This is a genomic window from Acinetobacter sp. MB5 (assembly GCF_003261585.1).
GTDB lineage: Bacteria > Pseudomonadota > Gammaproteobacteria > Pseudomonadales > Moraxellaceae > Acinetobacter.
This window is the reverse complement of the sequence record NZ_POVU01000004.1, coordinates 220,393-235,713: the sequence shown is the minus strand read 5'-3', so window position 1 is coordinate 235,713 and position 15,321 is coordinate 220,393. Positions and strand designations below refer to the sequence as shown.

General features: G+C 47.6%; 13 protein-coding genes. 12 read left to right on the top strand and 1 reads right to left on the bottom strand.

Annotated elements, in window-relative coordinates; translation table 11 throughout:
* Nucleotides 1–5: 5 nt before the first annotated feature.
* The 3 genes from modA to C1A47_RS07625 are packed head-to-tail and all read left to right on the top strand — an operon-like array spanning nt 6 to nt 2,116.
* Nucleotides 6–773 (top strand): molybdate ABC transporter substrate-binding protein, encoded by a 768-nt coding sequence (gene modA / locus C1A47_RS07635; protein WP_111894095.1) that lies wholly within the window; start codon nt 6–8, stop codon nt 771–773.
* An 11-nt stretch (nt 774–784) separates the two neighbouring features.
* Nucleotides 785–1,471 (top strand): molybdate ABC transporter permease subunit, encoded by a 687-nt coding sequence (modB, locus tag C1A47_RS07630; RefSeq protein WP_111894005.1) that lies wholly within the window; start codon nt 785–787, stop codon nt 1,469–1,471.
* Complete coding sequence (locus tag C1A47_RS07625; RefSeq protein ID WP_111894003.1) at nt 1,472–2,116, top strand: ATP-binding cassette domain-containing protein; 645 nt, start codon at nt 1,472–1,474, stop codon at nt 2,114–2,116. It begins immediately after the preceding gene.
* On the opposite strand, the gene C1A47_RS07620 is transcribed toward C1A47_RS07625, so the two are convergent.
* Nucleotides 2,107–3,327 carry an MFS transporter gene (locus tag C1A47_RS07620; protein ID WP_111894001.1) on the bottom strand — a complete coding sequence of 407 codons (1,221 nt, stop codon included), beginning with the start codon at nt 3,325–3,327 and terminating at the stop codon, nt 2,107–2,109. The genes C1A47_RS07625 and C1A47_RS07620 overlap by 10 nt on opposite strands.
* 111 nt (nt 3,328–3,438) lie before the next feature.
* Between C1A47_RS07620 and C1A47_RS07615 the strand changes: the two genes are divergently transcribed.
* The 9 genes from C1A47_RS07615 (at nt 3,439) to C1A47_RS07575 (ending at nt 15,176) form a co-directional block, all read left to right on the top strand.
* Complete coding sequence (locus C1A47_RS07615) at nt 3,439–4,374, top strand: LysR family transcriptional regulator (protein ID WP_264756263.1); 936 nt, start codon at nt 3,439–3,441, stop codon at nt 4,372–4,374.
* Nucleotides 4,375–4,847: 473 nt separating this feature from the next.
* Nucleotides 4,848–5,618, top strand: a complete 771-nt coding sequence (hutC, locus tag C1A47_RS07610) for a histidine utilization repressor (protein ID WP_111894093.1) — start codon at nt 4,848–4,850, stop codon at nt 5,616–5,618.
* A 442-nt stretch (nt 5,619–6,060) separates the two neighbouring features.
* A complete protein-coding gene (locus C1A47_RS07605) occupies nt 6,061–7,293 on the top strand; it encodes a Glu/Leu/Phe/Val family dehydrogenase (RefSeq protein WP_413772953.1) in 1,233 nt (410 codons plus the stop codon).
* Nucleotides 7,294–7,524: 231 nt separating this feature from the next.
* On the top strand, nt 7,525–8,739 hold the full coding sequence (locus C1A47_RS07600; RefSeq protein ID WP_111893995.1) for an aspartate aminotransferase family protein: 1,215 nt from the start codon (nt 7,525–7,527) through the stop codon (nt 8,737–8,739).
* Nucleotides 8,740–8,751: 12 nt separating this feature from the next.
* Complete coding sequence (gene astA, locus C1A47_RS07595) at nt 8,752–9,783, top strand: arginine N-succinyltransferase (protein WP_111893993.1); 1,032 nt, start codon at nt 8,752–8,754, stop codon at nt 9,781–9,783.
* A gap of 1 nt (nt 9,784) precedes the next feature.
* Nucleotides 9,785–11,257, top strand: a complete 1,473-nt coding sequence (astD, locus tag C1A47_RS07590; RefSeq protein WP_111893991.1) for a succinylglutamate-semialdehyde dehydrogenase — start codon at nt 9,785–9,787, stop codon at nt 11,255–11,257.
* A 22-nt stretch (nt 11,258–11,279) separates the two neighbouring features.
* Nucleotides 11,280–12,623: an N-succinylarginine dihydrolase gene (gene astB / locus C1A47_RS07585; RefSeq protein WP_111893989.1), complete on the top strand. Its 1,344-nt coding sequence runs from the start codon at nt 11,280–11,282 to the stop codon at nt 12,621–12,623.
* A gap of 11 nt (nt 12,624–12,634) precedes the next feature.
* A complete protein-coding gene (astE, locus tag C1A47_RS07580; RefSeq protein WP_111893987.1) occupies nt 12,635–13,609 on the top strand; it encodes a succinylglutamate desuccinylase in 975 nt (324 codons plus the stop codon).
* 88 nt (nt 13,610–13,697) lie between these two features.
* The gene (locus tag C1A47_RS07575; RefSeq protein ID WP_111893985.1) at nt 13,698–15,176 is read left to right on the top strand and encodes an amino acid permease; all 1,479 of its coding nucleotides are present in this window, start codon (nt 13,698–13,700) and stop codon (nt 15,174–15,176) included.
* Nucleotides 15,177–15,321: the final 145 nt, after the last annotated feature.

The following is a 15,321-nucleotide window of genomic DNA, read 5'->3' as shown; positions in this document are numbered from 1 at the left end:
TGAACATGCGCGTTATTTCTCAACTCAGTCTGCTCGTTGCGGGCACATTCACAGCGCTATGTGTGCAGGCAGGGGAAGTCAAAGTCTATGCCGCAGCCAGCCTGACTAATGCCGTGACCGAGATTGCGACTCTGTATCAGAAACAATATCCAAAGACCAAAGTTGTGCCTGTGTATGCAGCATCCTCCACGCTCGCCAAGCAAATTGTGGCGGGTGCGCCGAGTGATATTTTCTTTTCAGCCGATCAGGACTGGATGAAATATTTACTGCAAAAACAGGAAGTCAGTCCTCAATACGTCAAGCCTTTACTACGTAATCAAATCGTACTGATTAGCCCGAAAAACCTGAAGATTAAGGTTCAACCCAATTCTCATTTTGCCTTTGCTCAAGCCTTTTCAGGCAAGCTGTGTACAGGGCAAATGGAGTCCGTCCCTGTCGGAAAATATGCCAAACAAAGCCTGATCAAACTGAACTGGTTCAACAGTTTGCAAGGTCGAATTGTTGGAACGGATGATGTCCGTGCTGCGCTGACTTTTGTCGAGCGTGGTGAGTGCGATGTCGGGATTGTCTATAAAACCGATGCCTTGGTGAGTCAAAAGGTCAAAATTATCGGAGTGCTACCTGATACTTCACACGATGCCGTGATTTACCCTGTGGCGCTGACCAAAGTCGGTGAGCAAAACCCTGAAGCACAACAGTTTTATCGTTTTATGAGCCACAGTGTTCAAGCTCTGGCGATTTTCCAGCATTATGGCTTTAGCATTAATCGCTGATCAGGTGCAGCATGCTTTCCCCTGAAGAACTCAGTGCTCTAGCACTGTCAGCCAAAGTAGCATTGTGTGCGACCTTGCTGTGTTTACCTTTTGCGATTGCTGTGGCATGGAGTCTGGTACATCTCCAGTTTCGGCTGAAATTTTTGCTCGAAGCTTGTTTACAGTTACCGATGGTCTTGCCACCTGTGGTATTGGGTTATGGCTTGCTGGTGCTGTTTGGCAATCAGGGCTGGATTGGGCACAGCTTGCAACAGTTAGGCATTCAGTTGGCGTTTAACTGGAAAGGGGCAGTACTGGCTTCAATGGTGGTGGCATTTCCGCTGATGGTACAGCCGATTAAACTCTCGTTTCAGCTGATTGATCAGCGGCTTGAACATGTGGCGGCCAGTCTAGGTGCCAATCCGTGGCAGGTGTTTTATAGCGTCAGTTTACCGATGGCGATTCCAGGCATGATCATTGGCAGCATCTTGTGTTTTAGTCGCAGTCTCGGTGAATTTGGCGCGACGATTACCTTTGTCGGGAATATCCCTGATGAAACCCGCACGGTGCCGATTGCAATTTATTCGCTGCTGCAACAACCCGATGGGGAACAGATGGCACTGCGTCTGGTGATGCTTTCAGTTGCGCTGGCATTTACAGCACTGATTGCCAATCATTTGATTTTGCAAAAATATCAACAACGTTTGGGGCGGATGTAAATGCTGAACTGTCAGTTTGAATATCGCCAAGCCGATTTTTGCTTGCAGGTCGATCTGTTGACCCAGTCGCCTGTGTTGGGGATTGTTGGTGCATCGGGTGCAGGAAAATCCAGTTTTTTTAAATGCCTTGCAGGCTTACTGCAACCACAGCAAGGTAAAATTCAGCTTAATCAGCATGTACTTTTGGACAGTCAGCAGGGGGTGAATGTCCCTGTGCATCGACGCAATATTGCCTTTATTTTTCAGCAAGCTTGCCTGTTTCCGCATCTCAATGTTTTGCAAAATATTGGTTATGCCCAGCGCTGGAAAAAATCTGCAACACCGAAATTTGCTAGTGGTTATATTGTGGAATTACTGGGTTTGGTGCCGCTATTAAAGCGTGAAGCCCATCAGCTATCAGGCGGTGAAGCCCAACGCGTGGCGATTGCACGGGCGCTGTTATCATCCCCTGATTTATTGCTACTGGATGAACCGACCACGGGTTTGGATCTGCAACTTCGCCAGCAGTTACTGAGTTTTTTAAATACCATTCAACAAGAACTGGCGATTCCGATGCTGTACATCACTCATCATTGGGAAGAACTAGAACAACTCAATGCCCCACAGCTTCATCTGACTGAAGGGCATTTACATTATCAGGATTGAGTGGAGAGGTGTTCGATTCGTTGTAAGCGGCGACCTTCGAGCCAGCGAATGCCTAAACTGATCAATCCCATGATTGCCGCAAGCGTCACCACGGCTTGCCAACCTGCCATGGCATAGGCTTTGCTGCCGAGCCATGAACCTGAGGCCATGCCTGTGAACACGCCTGTAAATAGCACCGCATTTAAACGTCCGCGCGCAGTCGGTTCTAGGCTGTACACCAACGTTTGATGCGCCACCAAACTGGCTTGTAATCCTAAATCAAAGCCAATCGCAGCAATCGCAATCAACAGCAGTTGGGCATGTATCGACAGCATTGGTAACATCCACATCGCAGCAAATGACAGCATCACTAAAGCAGCGCCGAGTTGCGTCACCCGATGCGAGCCATAACGGTCAGACAGTGAACCTGCAATCGGTGCAGCCAAAGCCCCTGCCGCACCCGCAATCCCAAAACCACCTGCTGCTGCACTACCCAAGTGATAATGCTCCGCCAGCATGATCGCAAGTGTCGACCAAAAGGCACTAAAAGCAACCGAGAGCAGACCTTGAGCCAGTGCTGCGCGGCGCAAGGCGGGATACTGTTGCCACAAATGTCGCATTGAACTGAGTAAGGCAAAGTAGCCCAGTTGCGCATGCGGTTGAAAGCGTGGCAGTACCCGCCATAAACCGATTGCCACCACAAAGACACTGATGGCTGCCAGTTGGTACATGGCGCGCCAGCCCCAGTAGGCTGCAATCACTCCACTGACGGTTCTCGACAATAAAATCCCCAATAACAGCCCTGTCATGACTGTGCCGACAAATTTGCCTTGCTGCCCCGCAGGCGCGAGAATTGCCGCTGTCGGGACAATATCCTGTGCCATGGTTGCGGTAATGCCAACCACCAGACTAAACAGCAGCACGCTATAGAGTCCCTGACTTAAACTCAGCACCAGTAAAGACACAATCAATAACAGGCTTTTGAGCAAAATCAGCACACGACGGTCGTAACGATCTCCGAGTGGAATCAGAAAGAAAATTCCCAAGGCATAGCCGATTTGGGTCAGCATCGGAATCAGTCCCAAATCCCCGACTGCAACATGCAAGTCACTGGCAAATAAAGGCAAAATGGGTTGGGAATAATATAGGCACGCTACAGCAATACCAGCACCTGTTGCCAGCATAAATACCAATAAGGACGAAACAGATCGGGTGGGGGCAGCAGTAGTCATAACGGCAATCTCTTGATCGGGGCAGGAACAGATGGCTATTTTTGGACAAATGGCAGAATCGTGGTAGCAGGCGTCATGGTAAAATAGTTATACGTCCAACGTATAATCAGAATGCAGATGAAATCTCTTGAACGTATAGATCGGCTGGAATTGCTACATACCCTGATTCGGATTGTCGAGGCAGGTTCACTGTCAGGGGCAGCACGTCAGCTTGAAGTGTCACAGGCAACGGTCAGTCGGCGTTTAAGTACCCTTGAGCAATTGCTTGGGGCAAAATTGCTGCTCCGCACCACACATGCCACCAAACTCACCGATGATGGCGAGCGCTGTTATCAGCATGCCAAAAACCTGATTGATGACTGGCTGAATCTGGAAGATGAGCTGAAACAGGTGGCGGATGAACCTGTCGGTTTACTACGAGTCCGTGCCCCACATGCCTTTGGACAACAGCAATTGTTACTGCCTGTTTTGGATTTTTTAAAGCGTTATCCCTCGTTAAATATCGAATGGCGGCTCAGTGACGCAGCACCTGATTTTTTGGCTGATCATATCGACTGCGCCATACATGTTGGCTTTGAGCCTGACCCGAATACGGTGACAATTTTACTGGCTGAAGTGCCACGCATTATGGTGGCGAGTCCTGAACTGTTGGCAGATTTCCCCCAAATTCAAAACATTGAGGACTTACAGAATTTTCCTTGGTTGGAACTCAGTAATTATTATCGGAATGAAATTCGTCTGAAAAATCAGTTGAATGAGTCGGTTTACAATGTGCCGATTCAACCACGTTTGAGTACCGATAGCTTATTTGTCCTGAAAAATGCTGCATTGCAAGGCTTGGGTGTCGCCGTGATTTCTAGTTGGCTAGCAGCGGATGCGCTGGCAGATGGAACATTGGTGAATATCTTACCCGAGTGGCAAGCAGCGCCTTTGCCTGTGTATTTGGTCTACCCTTGGGCGCGTTATTATCCTGCACGGTTAAGGCAGTTTTTAAGCCTGATGCGTGAGGTGATGCCGACCATTTCAGGTATGCAGCAACTTAAATAAAGACAAGAATTGATGAAAGCTAGCGAATTCAGTTATTGCTTAGAATCTATTTTCGAATTTATGGAAACGTATGATGTGCGAAAATGTCATCCGCAACTGTTTGAGGCATGATGAAATTAACAAATAATTGTTTCTGCGACAAATTTGATTATTGATAACTACTGACGAGTTTTGTGGTGAGGAGCATTGCTCCGCAAGGTGGTTTTGGCTACTTTTGCCGAAACAAAAGTAGTGATGAGCTCCAAATATTTGATTTCAATGATAAGAGCCTATTATGAGTTTATTGAAATAATGGAATTTATAATTAAACTTCTAAAGTGATTTGTATTGCTTAAACAGTTTTCAAAACTGGCAATCCTGCTGAGGATTTATGCTATTTTAGTAAAACTTTTACTCACTTTTGGGTAAATGAATTCATTTTGTTGGCCTATGCCCGCGCATTTTATTATTTATTGATTTTGTTCGAGTTGATCATGACTAACCGTGTTTCTAACCCACAGCAGCAAGCAGAGTTATCGCCATTGCACGACAGCCCATTGCCGTTGTATGAACAAGTCAAACAACTGATTATTAAAAAAATCCAAGACGGAATTTGGCCTGCCAACTATAAAATTCCCTCGGAAATGGAACTGGTCAAGCAGCTCGGCTGTAGCCGCATGACCATTAACCGCGCCTTACGTGAATTGACTGAGCAGCGCTTTTTGACCCGTATTCAGGGTGTGGGTTCATTTGTGGCGGAGCGACAAAACGAAGCTGCATTATTCCAGATTGACAATATCGCCAAAGAGATTGAAAGCCGTAACCATCGCCATCGTTCCGAGATTATTTTGCTAGAACAGATTCGGGCCAACAAAGAACAATGTCTGCAAATGCAGGTCGCGATTGGGCAAAAACTCTATCATTCAATTTTGATTCATTTTGAAAATGATATTCCTGTACAGCTCGAAGATCGCTTGGTCAATGCTGCGCTGATTCCCAATTATATTCAGCAGGATTTTACCCAAATCACCCCGAATGATTATTTGGTAAAACGTGTGCCGATTAGTCAGGGCGAACACATTGTGGAAGCGATTTTAGCCAATGCCAAAGAATGCAAATGGTTAGAAATCAGCAAAACCGAGCCATGTCTTTTGCTGAAGCGTCGGACTTGGACAGGGGAGCATATCGTGTCGAGCGCCCGCCTGATTTACCCAGGCAGCCGTTATTATTTGAAAGGAAAATTTACCCCAACCACGCGTTATTAACTTGTCTAAAAAACAGGTCAAGTTGTACAGGTAATCTGGGGGATGCGCTAAAAAAACACCTTAAAAAATCGATAAATGAGCCATTTTGGTGCGCCTAAAAACAGCGTTTTTTGCCTAAAAAATGACAGTATAATGAAATTGATCATAAAAATATTATTATAAAATAATATCTTATTAAATTTTTATAAAAATTTTAGCCCTTTCTCTATTTTTTTAAAAAAAACTGATTTATATTTCGACTTGTATATACAAGTTTATACATGTACAGGATGTAAAGAGCGCCATTTTGATGCGCTCTTATAAAGCGAAACGCAACGGTAGCGAGTAAATACACGTGGGAAATATGATTTCGGAACAGCTTAAAGCTGAAGCAAACCACAACAAACAGGATTTTGCAGTGGAGACTCATCTCTCCTATGCACAAGAAAATAACAGCGCATGGATGACCTATCTCGCACAGATTGAACGTGTGAAACCGTATCTGGGCGACCTCACCAAATATATTGATACCTTAAAAAATCCAAAGCGTGCGCTCATTGTGGATGTGCCTGTGGTGATGGATGACGGTTCGATTCGTCATTTTGAAGGCTATCGGGTACAGCACAACTTATCTCGCGGCCCAGGTAAGGGCGGGATTCGTTTTCATCCCAATGTCGATCTCAATGAAGTGATGGCGTTGTCGGCATGGATGACCATTAAAACAGCGGTACTGAATCTGCCATTCGGTGGCGCAAAAGGCGGCATTCGTGTTGATCCACGTCAGTTGTCAGATGCCGAGCTTGAGCGTTTGACTCGCCGTTATACCAGTGAAATTGGTCATATTATTGGCCCTCAAAAAGATATTCCAGCACCCGATGTCGGCACCAATCCGCGTGTAATGGCATGGGTCATGGACACCTATTCGATTGAACAAGGGCATACCGTGACAGGTGTGGTGACAGGGAAACCTGTGCACTTGGGCGGTTCTTTGGGTCGTGTCAAAGCCACGGGTCGTGGTGTGTTTGTCACAGGTTGTCAGATTGCACAGAAAATTGGTTTGTCGGTTGCAGACAGCCGCGTTGCTGTACAAGGCTTTGGTAATGTCGGCAGTGAAGCCGCGATTTTGTTTGCTGAAACAGGTGCCAAAGTAGTGTGCGTACAAGACCACACGGGCACCATTTTTAATGAAGCAGGTTTAAATACTCAAGCTTTACAACAGCATGTGCAGCAGCACGGTGGCGTGGCAGGATTTGCCGATGCGACTGAAATTGAAGCAGAAGCATTTTGGGATGTTCAAGCCGAGATCCTGATTCCTGCGGCACTCGAAGGTCAAATCACCGCAGAACGTGCAGAAAAACTACAGGCACGTTTGGTTTTAGAAGGTGCTAATGGCCCAACCTACCCAGAAGCGGATGATATTTTGCATCGCCGTGGCATTATTGTGGTGCCAGACGTGATTTGTAATGCAGGCGGTGTGACCGTGAGTTACTTCGAGTGGGTACAGGACATGTCGAGCTTCTTCTGGAGTGAAACGGAAATTAACCAGCGTCTCGATACCATCATGCGTGATGCGATTGCCGATGTCTGGAACAAGGCACAAGAAAAGAGCTGCAATTTGCGGACTTCAGCCTATATTTTGGCGTGTGAGCGCATTCTCATGGCACGTAAAGAACGCGGGATTTACCCAGGAAAATAATTTAATGCAGATTGTGCCCAAGTGGCGCAAACTGGAAATGGACTCAGTTTGAATAGGGGTGAAAATTTCCCCCTATGCATCATCTGATGGCAGGTGAACTTGCCGTCAGACCTCTATGAACAGGGTGCTAAGTGGTTTAGCCCCACATAGAACAAACGCGACACAGTGCTGCCGTGGCTTGCTTGGTGCATAAAATGAAATTGGCTATTTTTCAATGAATTAGAGGTTAATATGAATCAGCCAATGACGATTACCCGTAATGACTTTAACCAGTGGATGGTGCCTGTATTTGCACCTGCCAATTTTATTTTGGTACGTGGCGAAGGTTCACGTGTCTGGGATCAGCAAGGTAAAGAATATATTGATTTTGCTGGGGGAATCGCGGTCAATGCATTGGGGCATGCCCATCCTGTTGCGGTACAGGCATTGACTGAACAAGCACAAAAGCTTTGGCATATTGGTAACGGTTATACCAACGAGCCTGTTTTACGTTTAGCGAAACAACTGACCGATTCAACGTTTGCCGAAAAAGTCTTTTTTGCCAATTCAGGCGCGGAAGCCAACGAAGCGGCGCTGAAACTGGCACGTAAATATGGCAATGACAGCGGTGTTGAAGGCAAAAACCAGATTGTGGCGTTTAACAATGCCTTTCATGGTCGTACCTTATTTACCGTGACTGCGGGCGGTCAACCGAAATATTCACAAGATTTTGCACCATTACCAGAAGGCATTCAGCACGTTGCTTATAACGATTTAGACGCAGCGGCTGCGGTGATTAATGACAAAACTTGTGCGGTGATTGTTGAACCAATTCAGGGTGAAGGTGGTGTGTTACCTGCCGATGCTGAATTTTTAAAAGGCTTGCGTGAATTGTGTGATCGTCACAATGCCTTGTTGATTTTTGATGAAGTACAAACAGGCGTTGGTCGTACAGGTGCGCTGTATGCCTATATGAATACCGAAGTGGTGCCTGATGTCTTGACCACAGCCAAAGCGTTGGGCGGTGGTTTCCCAATTGGTGCCATGCTGACAACTGATGCTTTGGCAAAAGTGCTGACTGTGGGTTCACATGGAACAACTTACGGTGGCAATCCATTGGCTTGTGCGGTTGCCAATGCGGTGTTTGGCTTTATTAATACACCAGAAGTGCTTGAAGGCGTGAAAGTGCGTCATCAGCAGTTTGTCGCAGGCATTGAAGCGATTAATGCTAAATATCCTGTATTTAGCCAAGTGCGTGGCGAAGGTCTGTTGATCGGCTGTGTACTTAAAGATGAATATGCAGGTCAAGCGAAACAAGTCACCAATCTGGCTGCCGAAGAAGGATTACTGGCACTGGTGGCAGGTACAGACGTGGTGCGTTTTACGCCATCGCTGATTATCCCTGAAGCGGATATTATCGAAGGATTACAACGCTTTGAACGCGCTGTTGCCCGTCTCGTAAAATAAGGATATTGCCCCATGATGATCGTACGCCACGCCGAGCACCGCGATTTAGACGACATTTATCAGCTTGCCACCAAGGCAGGCACAGGCTTGACTTCCTTGCCACCAAATAAAGAGATCTTGTCGGCACGAATCGAACGAACCCGTAACACCTTAAACGGTGAAGCCAGCAAACATGAACAGGGTTATCTGTTCGTGCTGGAAGACCAGTCCAATGGACGTGTGGTCGGGGTCAGTGCCTTGGAAGTCGCGGTTGGTCTGACCGAGCCGTGGTACAACTTCCATGTCGGTACGCAGGTGCATGCGTCGAAGGCGTTGAATGTCTATAAAGTTTTGCCAACACTGTTCTTAAGCAATGACCATACAGGTTATAGCGAACTGTGTACCTTGTTTCTTGATCCCGATTATCGGCATAGCAACAATGGCAAATTTCTGTCGAAAATCCGCTTCTTGTTTATTGCGGCATTTCGTCAGTTCTTTCAACAACATCTACTCGCAGAAATGCGTGGGGTATCCGATGAGCAGGGGCGCTCACCATTTTGGGATGAACTGGGTAAGCACTTCTTTAATATGGACTTCTCTACAGCGGATTATTTAAGTGGCATCGGGCAAAAAGTCTTTATTGCCGAACTGATGCCGCGTTATCCGCTATATGTGGACTTGCTGCCTGAGAGCGCACGCAATGTGATTGGTAAGGTGCATCCGCAGACGTTGCCTGCCTACCGTGTGCTGGAGGCAGAAGGTCTGCGTTATCAGGGTTATGTCGATATTTTTGATGCAGGGCCGACCATTGAAGCGGAACTGGATGACTTGCGTGCCGTCAAGGATAGCCGTTTGGTTAGCGTCAGCATTGGTGCAGTCGACAGTAAAAAATCCCGTTCCCATTATTTAGTTGCAAACGAAGCGTACTACGACTATCGCGCCTTGCTGATTCAAGGTCAATTGCACGATGAAACGCTGTATTTAACTGCCGAGCAGGCACAACAGCTTGAAGTAATTGAAGGGCAGTCAGTACGTATTTTGGCACTTAATCCATTGGAAAAATAACATGTCAGAACAGGCTTTATATATTGCAGGAACATGGCTGCAAGGGCGAGGTACGTCCTTAGAAAAAACCAATCCTGTGACCAATCAGTTGATTTGGAAATCAAATTCAGCAAATTCAGCCGATGTGGATGCCGCTTGTCAGGCAGCCCGCAGCACATTTAAACACTGGGCGCGTCAAAGTTTGGACGCGCGTGTTGAAGTCGTCCAACGTTTTGCCAGTTTGCTTGAGCAGAACAAAAGCCAGTTGGCGGAAGTCATTAGCCAAGAAACCAGTAAACCCTACTGGGAAACCTTGACCGAAGTACAAGCCATGATCGGGAAAGTGGCGATTTCGCTACGTGCCTATGAACAGCGTACAGGGGCGAGCAGCACGAGCATGGCAGATGGTGTGGCATCGTTACGTCACCGTCCACACGGTGTACTTGCTGTGTTTGGCCCATATAATTTCCCTGGGCATTTACCCAATGGACACATTGTCCCTGCATTGATTGCGGGCAACAGCATTGTGTTTAAACCGAGTGAACTCACCCCGTGGACTGCCGAAGAAACTGTGAAGTTGTGGCAACAGGCAGGTTTACCTGCGGGTGTCTTGAACTTGGTGCAAGGTGGTCGTGAAACAGGTGAAGCGCTTGCACAACATGCTGAAATTGATGGCTTATTGTTTACGGGTAGCGCCAATACGGGCTATCAGTTAAATCGTCAGTTGGCAGGTGCGCCTGAGAAAATCTTGGCACTGGAAATGGGCGGCAACAACGCGCTGATCGTGGAAGATTTTGAAGATGTCGATGCTGCGGTGAATGTCGCGATTCAGTCGGCCTTTATTTCTGCGGGACAACGCTGTACCTGTGCCCGTCGTATTTTGGTGAAACGTGGCGCACAAGGTGATGCGTTCATTCAGCGTTTGGTTGAAGTGGCTGGCAAGCTCCAGATTGGCGCTTGGGATGCTGAACCACAACCCTTTATGGGCGGCGTGATTTCATCGGTTGCGGCTGAGCGTATGTTACAGGCACAGCAAGCCTTTGTTGATTTGGGTGCAACCTCATTGCTCAGCATGACCCGTTTACAAGCCGACAGCAGCTTACTCAGCGCAGGCATTTTAGAAGTGACAGACGTTGCGAATGTGCCTGATGAAGAATATTTCGGCCCATTAACTTGCATTCAGCGTTATGACGATTTTGCACAAGCAGTAGAACTGGCGAACAAAACTCGTTTTGGCTTGGCAGTCGGTCTGATTGCAACGCAACGCGCCTTGTTTGATGAGCTGTTGATTGAAGCGCGTGCAGGGATTGTTAACTGGAACAAACCATTAACAGGTGCATCGAGTGCTGCACCGTTTGGCGGTGTCGGTGCATCGGGCAACCATCGTCCGAGTGCGTTCTATGCAGCAGATTACTGTGCATGGCCAATGGCTTCACTGGAAACAGACAGCCTGAGCTTGCCTGAAAAATTAACACCAGGGTTGGTGTTGGAATAAGCCACGGAAATTGGAGAAGAAAATGTTAGGTTACGAAGTCAATTTTGATGGTTTAGTTGGCCCCACCCATCACTATGCAGGTTTGTCGTTTGGCAATGAAGCCTCAACCAAACACCGCAATCTGGTGTCGAACCCGAAACTTGCGGCCAAGCAAGGTTTAGCAAAAATGAAAGCCCTCAGTGATTTGGGCTTGAAGCAAGGTGTGTTGGTGCCGCATGAGCGCCCACATTTGCCGATGTTACGCAAACTCGGTTTCCGTGGTGATGATGCCAGCGTGTTGGCGCAGGCGATGCAGTACGCACCGCAACTACTCTCGTCACTCAGTTCAGCGTCGTGCATGTGGACAGCTAATGCTGCAACCGTGTCACCGTCTGCGGACAGTGCCGATGGACGGGTGCATTTTACCGCAGCTAACCTGAACAACAAGTTTCACCGTTCGATTGAAGCCGACACCACTTCACAGGTTTTAAAGGCAATTTTCCGTGACGAGCAACATTTCGCCCATCATGCAGCGTTGCCGCAAGTGGCACTGTTTGGTGATGAAGGTGCAGCCAACCACAACCGTTTGGGCGGGAGCTATGCGGATCGTAGTGTGCAGGTGTTTGTCTATGGACAGCAGCATTTTAATGGTGAAGCAGGGCCAAAACGCTATCCAGCGCGTCAAACCCGCGAAGCCAGTGAAGCGATTGCACGTTTGCATCAGTTGGATGCTGCGCACACCGTTTTTGTGCAGCAACATCCTGACGTGATTGATCAGGGCGTTTTCCATAATGACGTGATCGCGGTGAGCAACCAGCAAGTATTGTTCCACCATCAACAGGCATTTTTACATCAGGCTCAGGCGCTTGATGAAATCCGCCGCAAAATGGCGACCATTGAGCAAGAACTGATTGCGATTGAAGTGCCGACTCAGCGTGTTTCGGTGGATGATGCCGTTGCGACGTATCTGTTTAATAGTCAGATTTTGACCCGTCCAGATGGTGGTATGAGTATTGTTGTGCCTGAAGAATCTCGCAAAAATGCAGCAGTTTGGGGCTACCTCAATGACATGATTCAAATGGGCACACCAATTGACGACATTAAGGTGTTTGACCTGCGTGAAAGTATGCAAAACGGCGGCGGCCCTGCGTGCCTACGTTTACGTGTTGCATTGAATGAACAGGAATTACACGCGGTGAATCCGAAAGTGTTGATGAATGAACAACTCTTTACCGCACTGAATCAATGGGTGGATCGTCATTACCGTGACCGTTTAACCCAAGCTGATCTGGTTGATCCACAGTTGTTGATCGAAAGCCGTCAGGCACTCGATGAGCTAACGGTGTTGATGAATTTAGGTTCAATCTACCCATTCCAACAAATTTAGGCGGGGCAGTGATGCAGGATTTCTTGGCGATGACGCTCAGTGGACAATTCCCTGAGCCACAGCAGGGGCAGCAGCACGGTTTTACTTGGCATTGGTTGGCTGAAGGTGTACTGGAACTGACCCCAGTACAGGGCTATCACAAGGTGGTGGTGCTTTCGGCAGGCATTCATGGCAATGAAACTGCGCCGATTGAATTGCTGAATCAGCTTTGTTCCGATTTGTTTTCGGGCAAGCTCAGCTTGCAGGTACGTTTGCTGATTATCTTGGGCAATCCAGACGCGATGCGTCAGGGCGAGCGCTACCTGACGGCTGACCTGAACCGCATGTTTATGGGCGGTGTCAGTGGCTTTGCGGAAAGTGCTGAAACTGCACGTGCCAAAGGCTTAGAGCAACTGGTGCAGCATTTTATGCAGCAGAGTGACCCACAGGCGGTTCGTCTGCACTATGACTTGCACACCGCCATTCGTGCATCACTTTTTCCGACCTTCGGTTTACTACCTTATAAAACCGAAGCGTTCGATCCTGAATTTTTAAGCTCACTAGAGGCTGCCGATCTGGATGCTCTGGTTCATCACCAAAGCCTTGGACGCACTTTTAGCCAGTTGACCGCAGAAACCTGCCAAGCCTCTAGCTGCACGCTGGAGCTGGGCAAAGCTTTGCCATTTGGCTGCAATGACCTGACTCAGTTCCAAGCAACGGATGCCATGTTACGCAGTGTGGTGGCAAATCAACCTTTACCACGACGTGGTAAAACCAGTGCGATGCGTCAGTTCAATGTGCAGTATTCACTGCTCAAACAACATGATGACTTCAAGCTGTACCTCAGTGATGATGCCCCGAATTTTACCGTGTTCGAGCAGGGAGACTTATTGTGTACCCAGCAACAGCAGGAAACACGGGCGCAGCACGCCAAAGAATGGATTTTATTTCCTAACCCACACGTACAAAAAGGACTACGTGCAGGGCTGATGCTGACAGAGGATTGAGGGGCTTAGCCCCCAACATCGAACAGCACAGAAATGAATGGATATCATGACCAGTTGACAATAGCGCAACGCTTGCTTAGGAGTGGCGATGAATCGGGAACATAACGATAATCACGCATTAATGGGGGATGGTGATCTGATTGGTCATCATCATTTGGCAGAAGAACCGCATCTTGACCGTGCCTTAACCAACCGACATATCCAGTTGATCGCCATTGGAGGTGCAATCGGGACGGGACTGTTTATGGGTTCGGGGCAGACCATTTCTTCCTCGGGAACCTCGGTCTTACTGACCTATATGATCGTTGGCTTTTTCTTCTTCTTTGTCATGCGTGCCATGGGAGAGTTGTTGCTGTCCAACACCAACTATAAGTCATTTGTGGATTTTGCCACTGCTTATTTAGGCCCGTGGGCAGGCTTCTTTCTAGGTTGGTCGTACTGGCTGGGTTGGATCGTCACCGCCATCGCCGATATTATTGCCATTGGCGGTTATATGCAGTTTTGGTATCCCGACTTGCCTGTCTGGTTGCCTGCCTTAGCCACTGTGGGCATTTTGACCACACTCAACTTGCTGACCGTGAAAATGTTTGGTGAAACCGAGTTCTGGTTCGCCATGATCAAGATTGTCGCGATTGTTGCCTTCCTCATTTTGGGGATTAGCTTGGTGAGCATTGGCTTTGTTTCACCGAATGGTGTGAAAGCATCGCTGTCACATGTCACCAATCCCGATGCCTTTTTACCGCATGGCGTGACAGGCTTCTTAGGTGGCTTCCAAATGGCGGTATTTGCATTCTTGGGTATTGAGCTAGTCGGAACCACCGCAGCAGAAACCAAAAATCCTGAACAATCTCTTCCAAAAGCCATTAACTCGATTCCTTGGCGGATTCTGTTGTTCTATATCGGTGCTTTACTGGTGATTATCTCAGTCATTTCTTGGCAGCATGTTGACCCAGCACAAAGCCCATTTGTAGCGATGTTCAAACTGGTTGGACTGACTGCGGCAGCCTCTGTGGTGAACTTTGTGGTATTGACCTCAGCGATGTCTTCGGCGAACAGCGGTATCTTTGCCACCAGCCGTATGCTGTATGGTTTGGCGGTTGAAAAAGACGCACCGCAACGCTTTAAAACCTTGTCGAAAGGCAAAGTCCCTGTGCAAGCGATTTTATGTTCAATGGGCTGTGTGGTCGCAGGAACACTGATTCTGTTCGTTACACCAAATGTCATGACTGCCTTTAATATCGTGACCGCATTTACTTCGATTTTAACGGTATTTGCCTTTGCCATGATCTTGCTGTCGTACTTGGCTTACCGCAAACAACGCCCTGATTTGCATGAACAATCGGTTTATAAAATGCCAGCAGGGATTTTTATGAGCTGGGCAGGCATTGCATTTATGGTGTTTGTCGTGGCGATTCTGTGTCTTGATCATGATACGCGTATTTCACTGTTCGCTTCACCAATCTGGTTTATCGGACTATTGATTGCTTATAAGCGCCGTGGTCGTAAAGACAGCGAACGCACTTGGATTTTGGAGAATGGTCGTCGCATTGAATCTGAACAAGAATAAAAAATAAAACCGAACCATCAGCAACTGCCTTGTTTCGGGGGAGATGGGCAGTTGCTTCCCCTAAAAATATCAATATTCATCAGCAATACACCTGACTCGGTTTTGCACGGGGTGGGGATAACAAAATCAATCTATTAAAAAAATT

What these genes read in the sequence shown, in the direction of transcription:
- C1A47_RS07575 (WP_111893985.1), top strand. Translation starts at nt 13,698, where the DNA reads ATGAATCGGGAACATAACGATAATCACGCATTAATGGGGGATGGTGAT.
- modA (WP_111894095.1), top strand. Translation starts at nt 6, where the DNA reads ATGCGCGTTATTTCTCAACTCAGTCTGCTCGTTGCGGGCACATTCACA.
- astA (WP_111893993.1), top strand. Translation starts at nt 8,752, where the DNA reads ATGATGATCGTACGCCACGCCGAGCACCGCGATTTAGACGACATTTAT.
- C1A47_RS07615 (WP_264756263.1), top strand. Translation starts at nt 3,439, where the DNA reads ATGCAGATGAAATCTCTTGAACGTATAGATCGGCTGGAATTGCTACAT.
- C1A47_RS07625 (WP_111894003.1), top strand. Translation starts at nt 1,472, where the DNA reads ATGCTGAACTGTCAGTTTGAATATCGCCAAGCCGATTTTTGCTTGCAG.
- astD (WP_111893991.1), top strand. Translation starts at nt 9,785, where the DNA reads ATGTCAGAACAGGCTTTATATATTGCAGGAACATGGCTGCAAGGGCGA.
- hutC (WP_111894093.1), top strand. Translation starts at nt 4,848, where the DNA reads ATGACTAACCGTGTTTCTAACCCACAGCAGCAAGCAGAGTTATCGCCA.
- C1A47_RS07620 (WP_111894001.1), bottom strand. Translation starts at nt 3,327, where the DNA reads ATGACTACTGCTGCCCCCACCCGATCTGTTTCGTCCTTATTGGTATTT.
- C1A47_RS07605 (WP_413772953.1), top strand. Translation starts at nt 6,061, where the DNA reads ATGACCTATCTCGCACAGATTGAACGTGTGAAACCGTATCTGGGCGAC.
- C1A47_RS07600 (WP_111893995.1), top strand. Translation starts at nt 7,525, where the DNA reads ATGAATCAGCCAATGACGATTACCCGTAATGACTTTAACCAGTGGATG.
- astE (WP_111893987.1), top strand. Translation starts at nt 12,635, where the DNA reads ATGCAGGATTTCTTGGCGATGACGCTCAGTGGACAATTCCCTGAGCCA.
- modB (WP_111894005.1), top strand. Translation starts at nt 785, where the DNA reads ATGCTTTCCCCTGAAGAACTCAGTGCTCTAGCACTGTCAGCCAAAGTA.
- astB (WP_111893989.1), top strand. Translation starts at nt 11,280, where the DNA reads ATGTTAGGTTACGAAGTCAATTTTGATGGTTTAGTTGGCCCCACCCAT.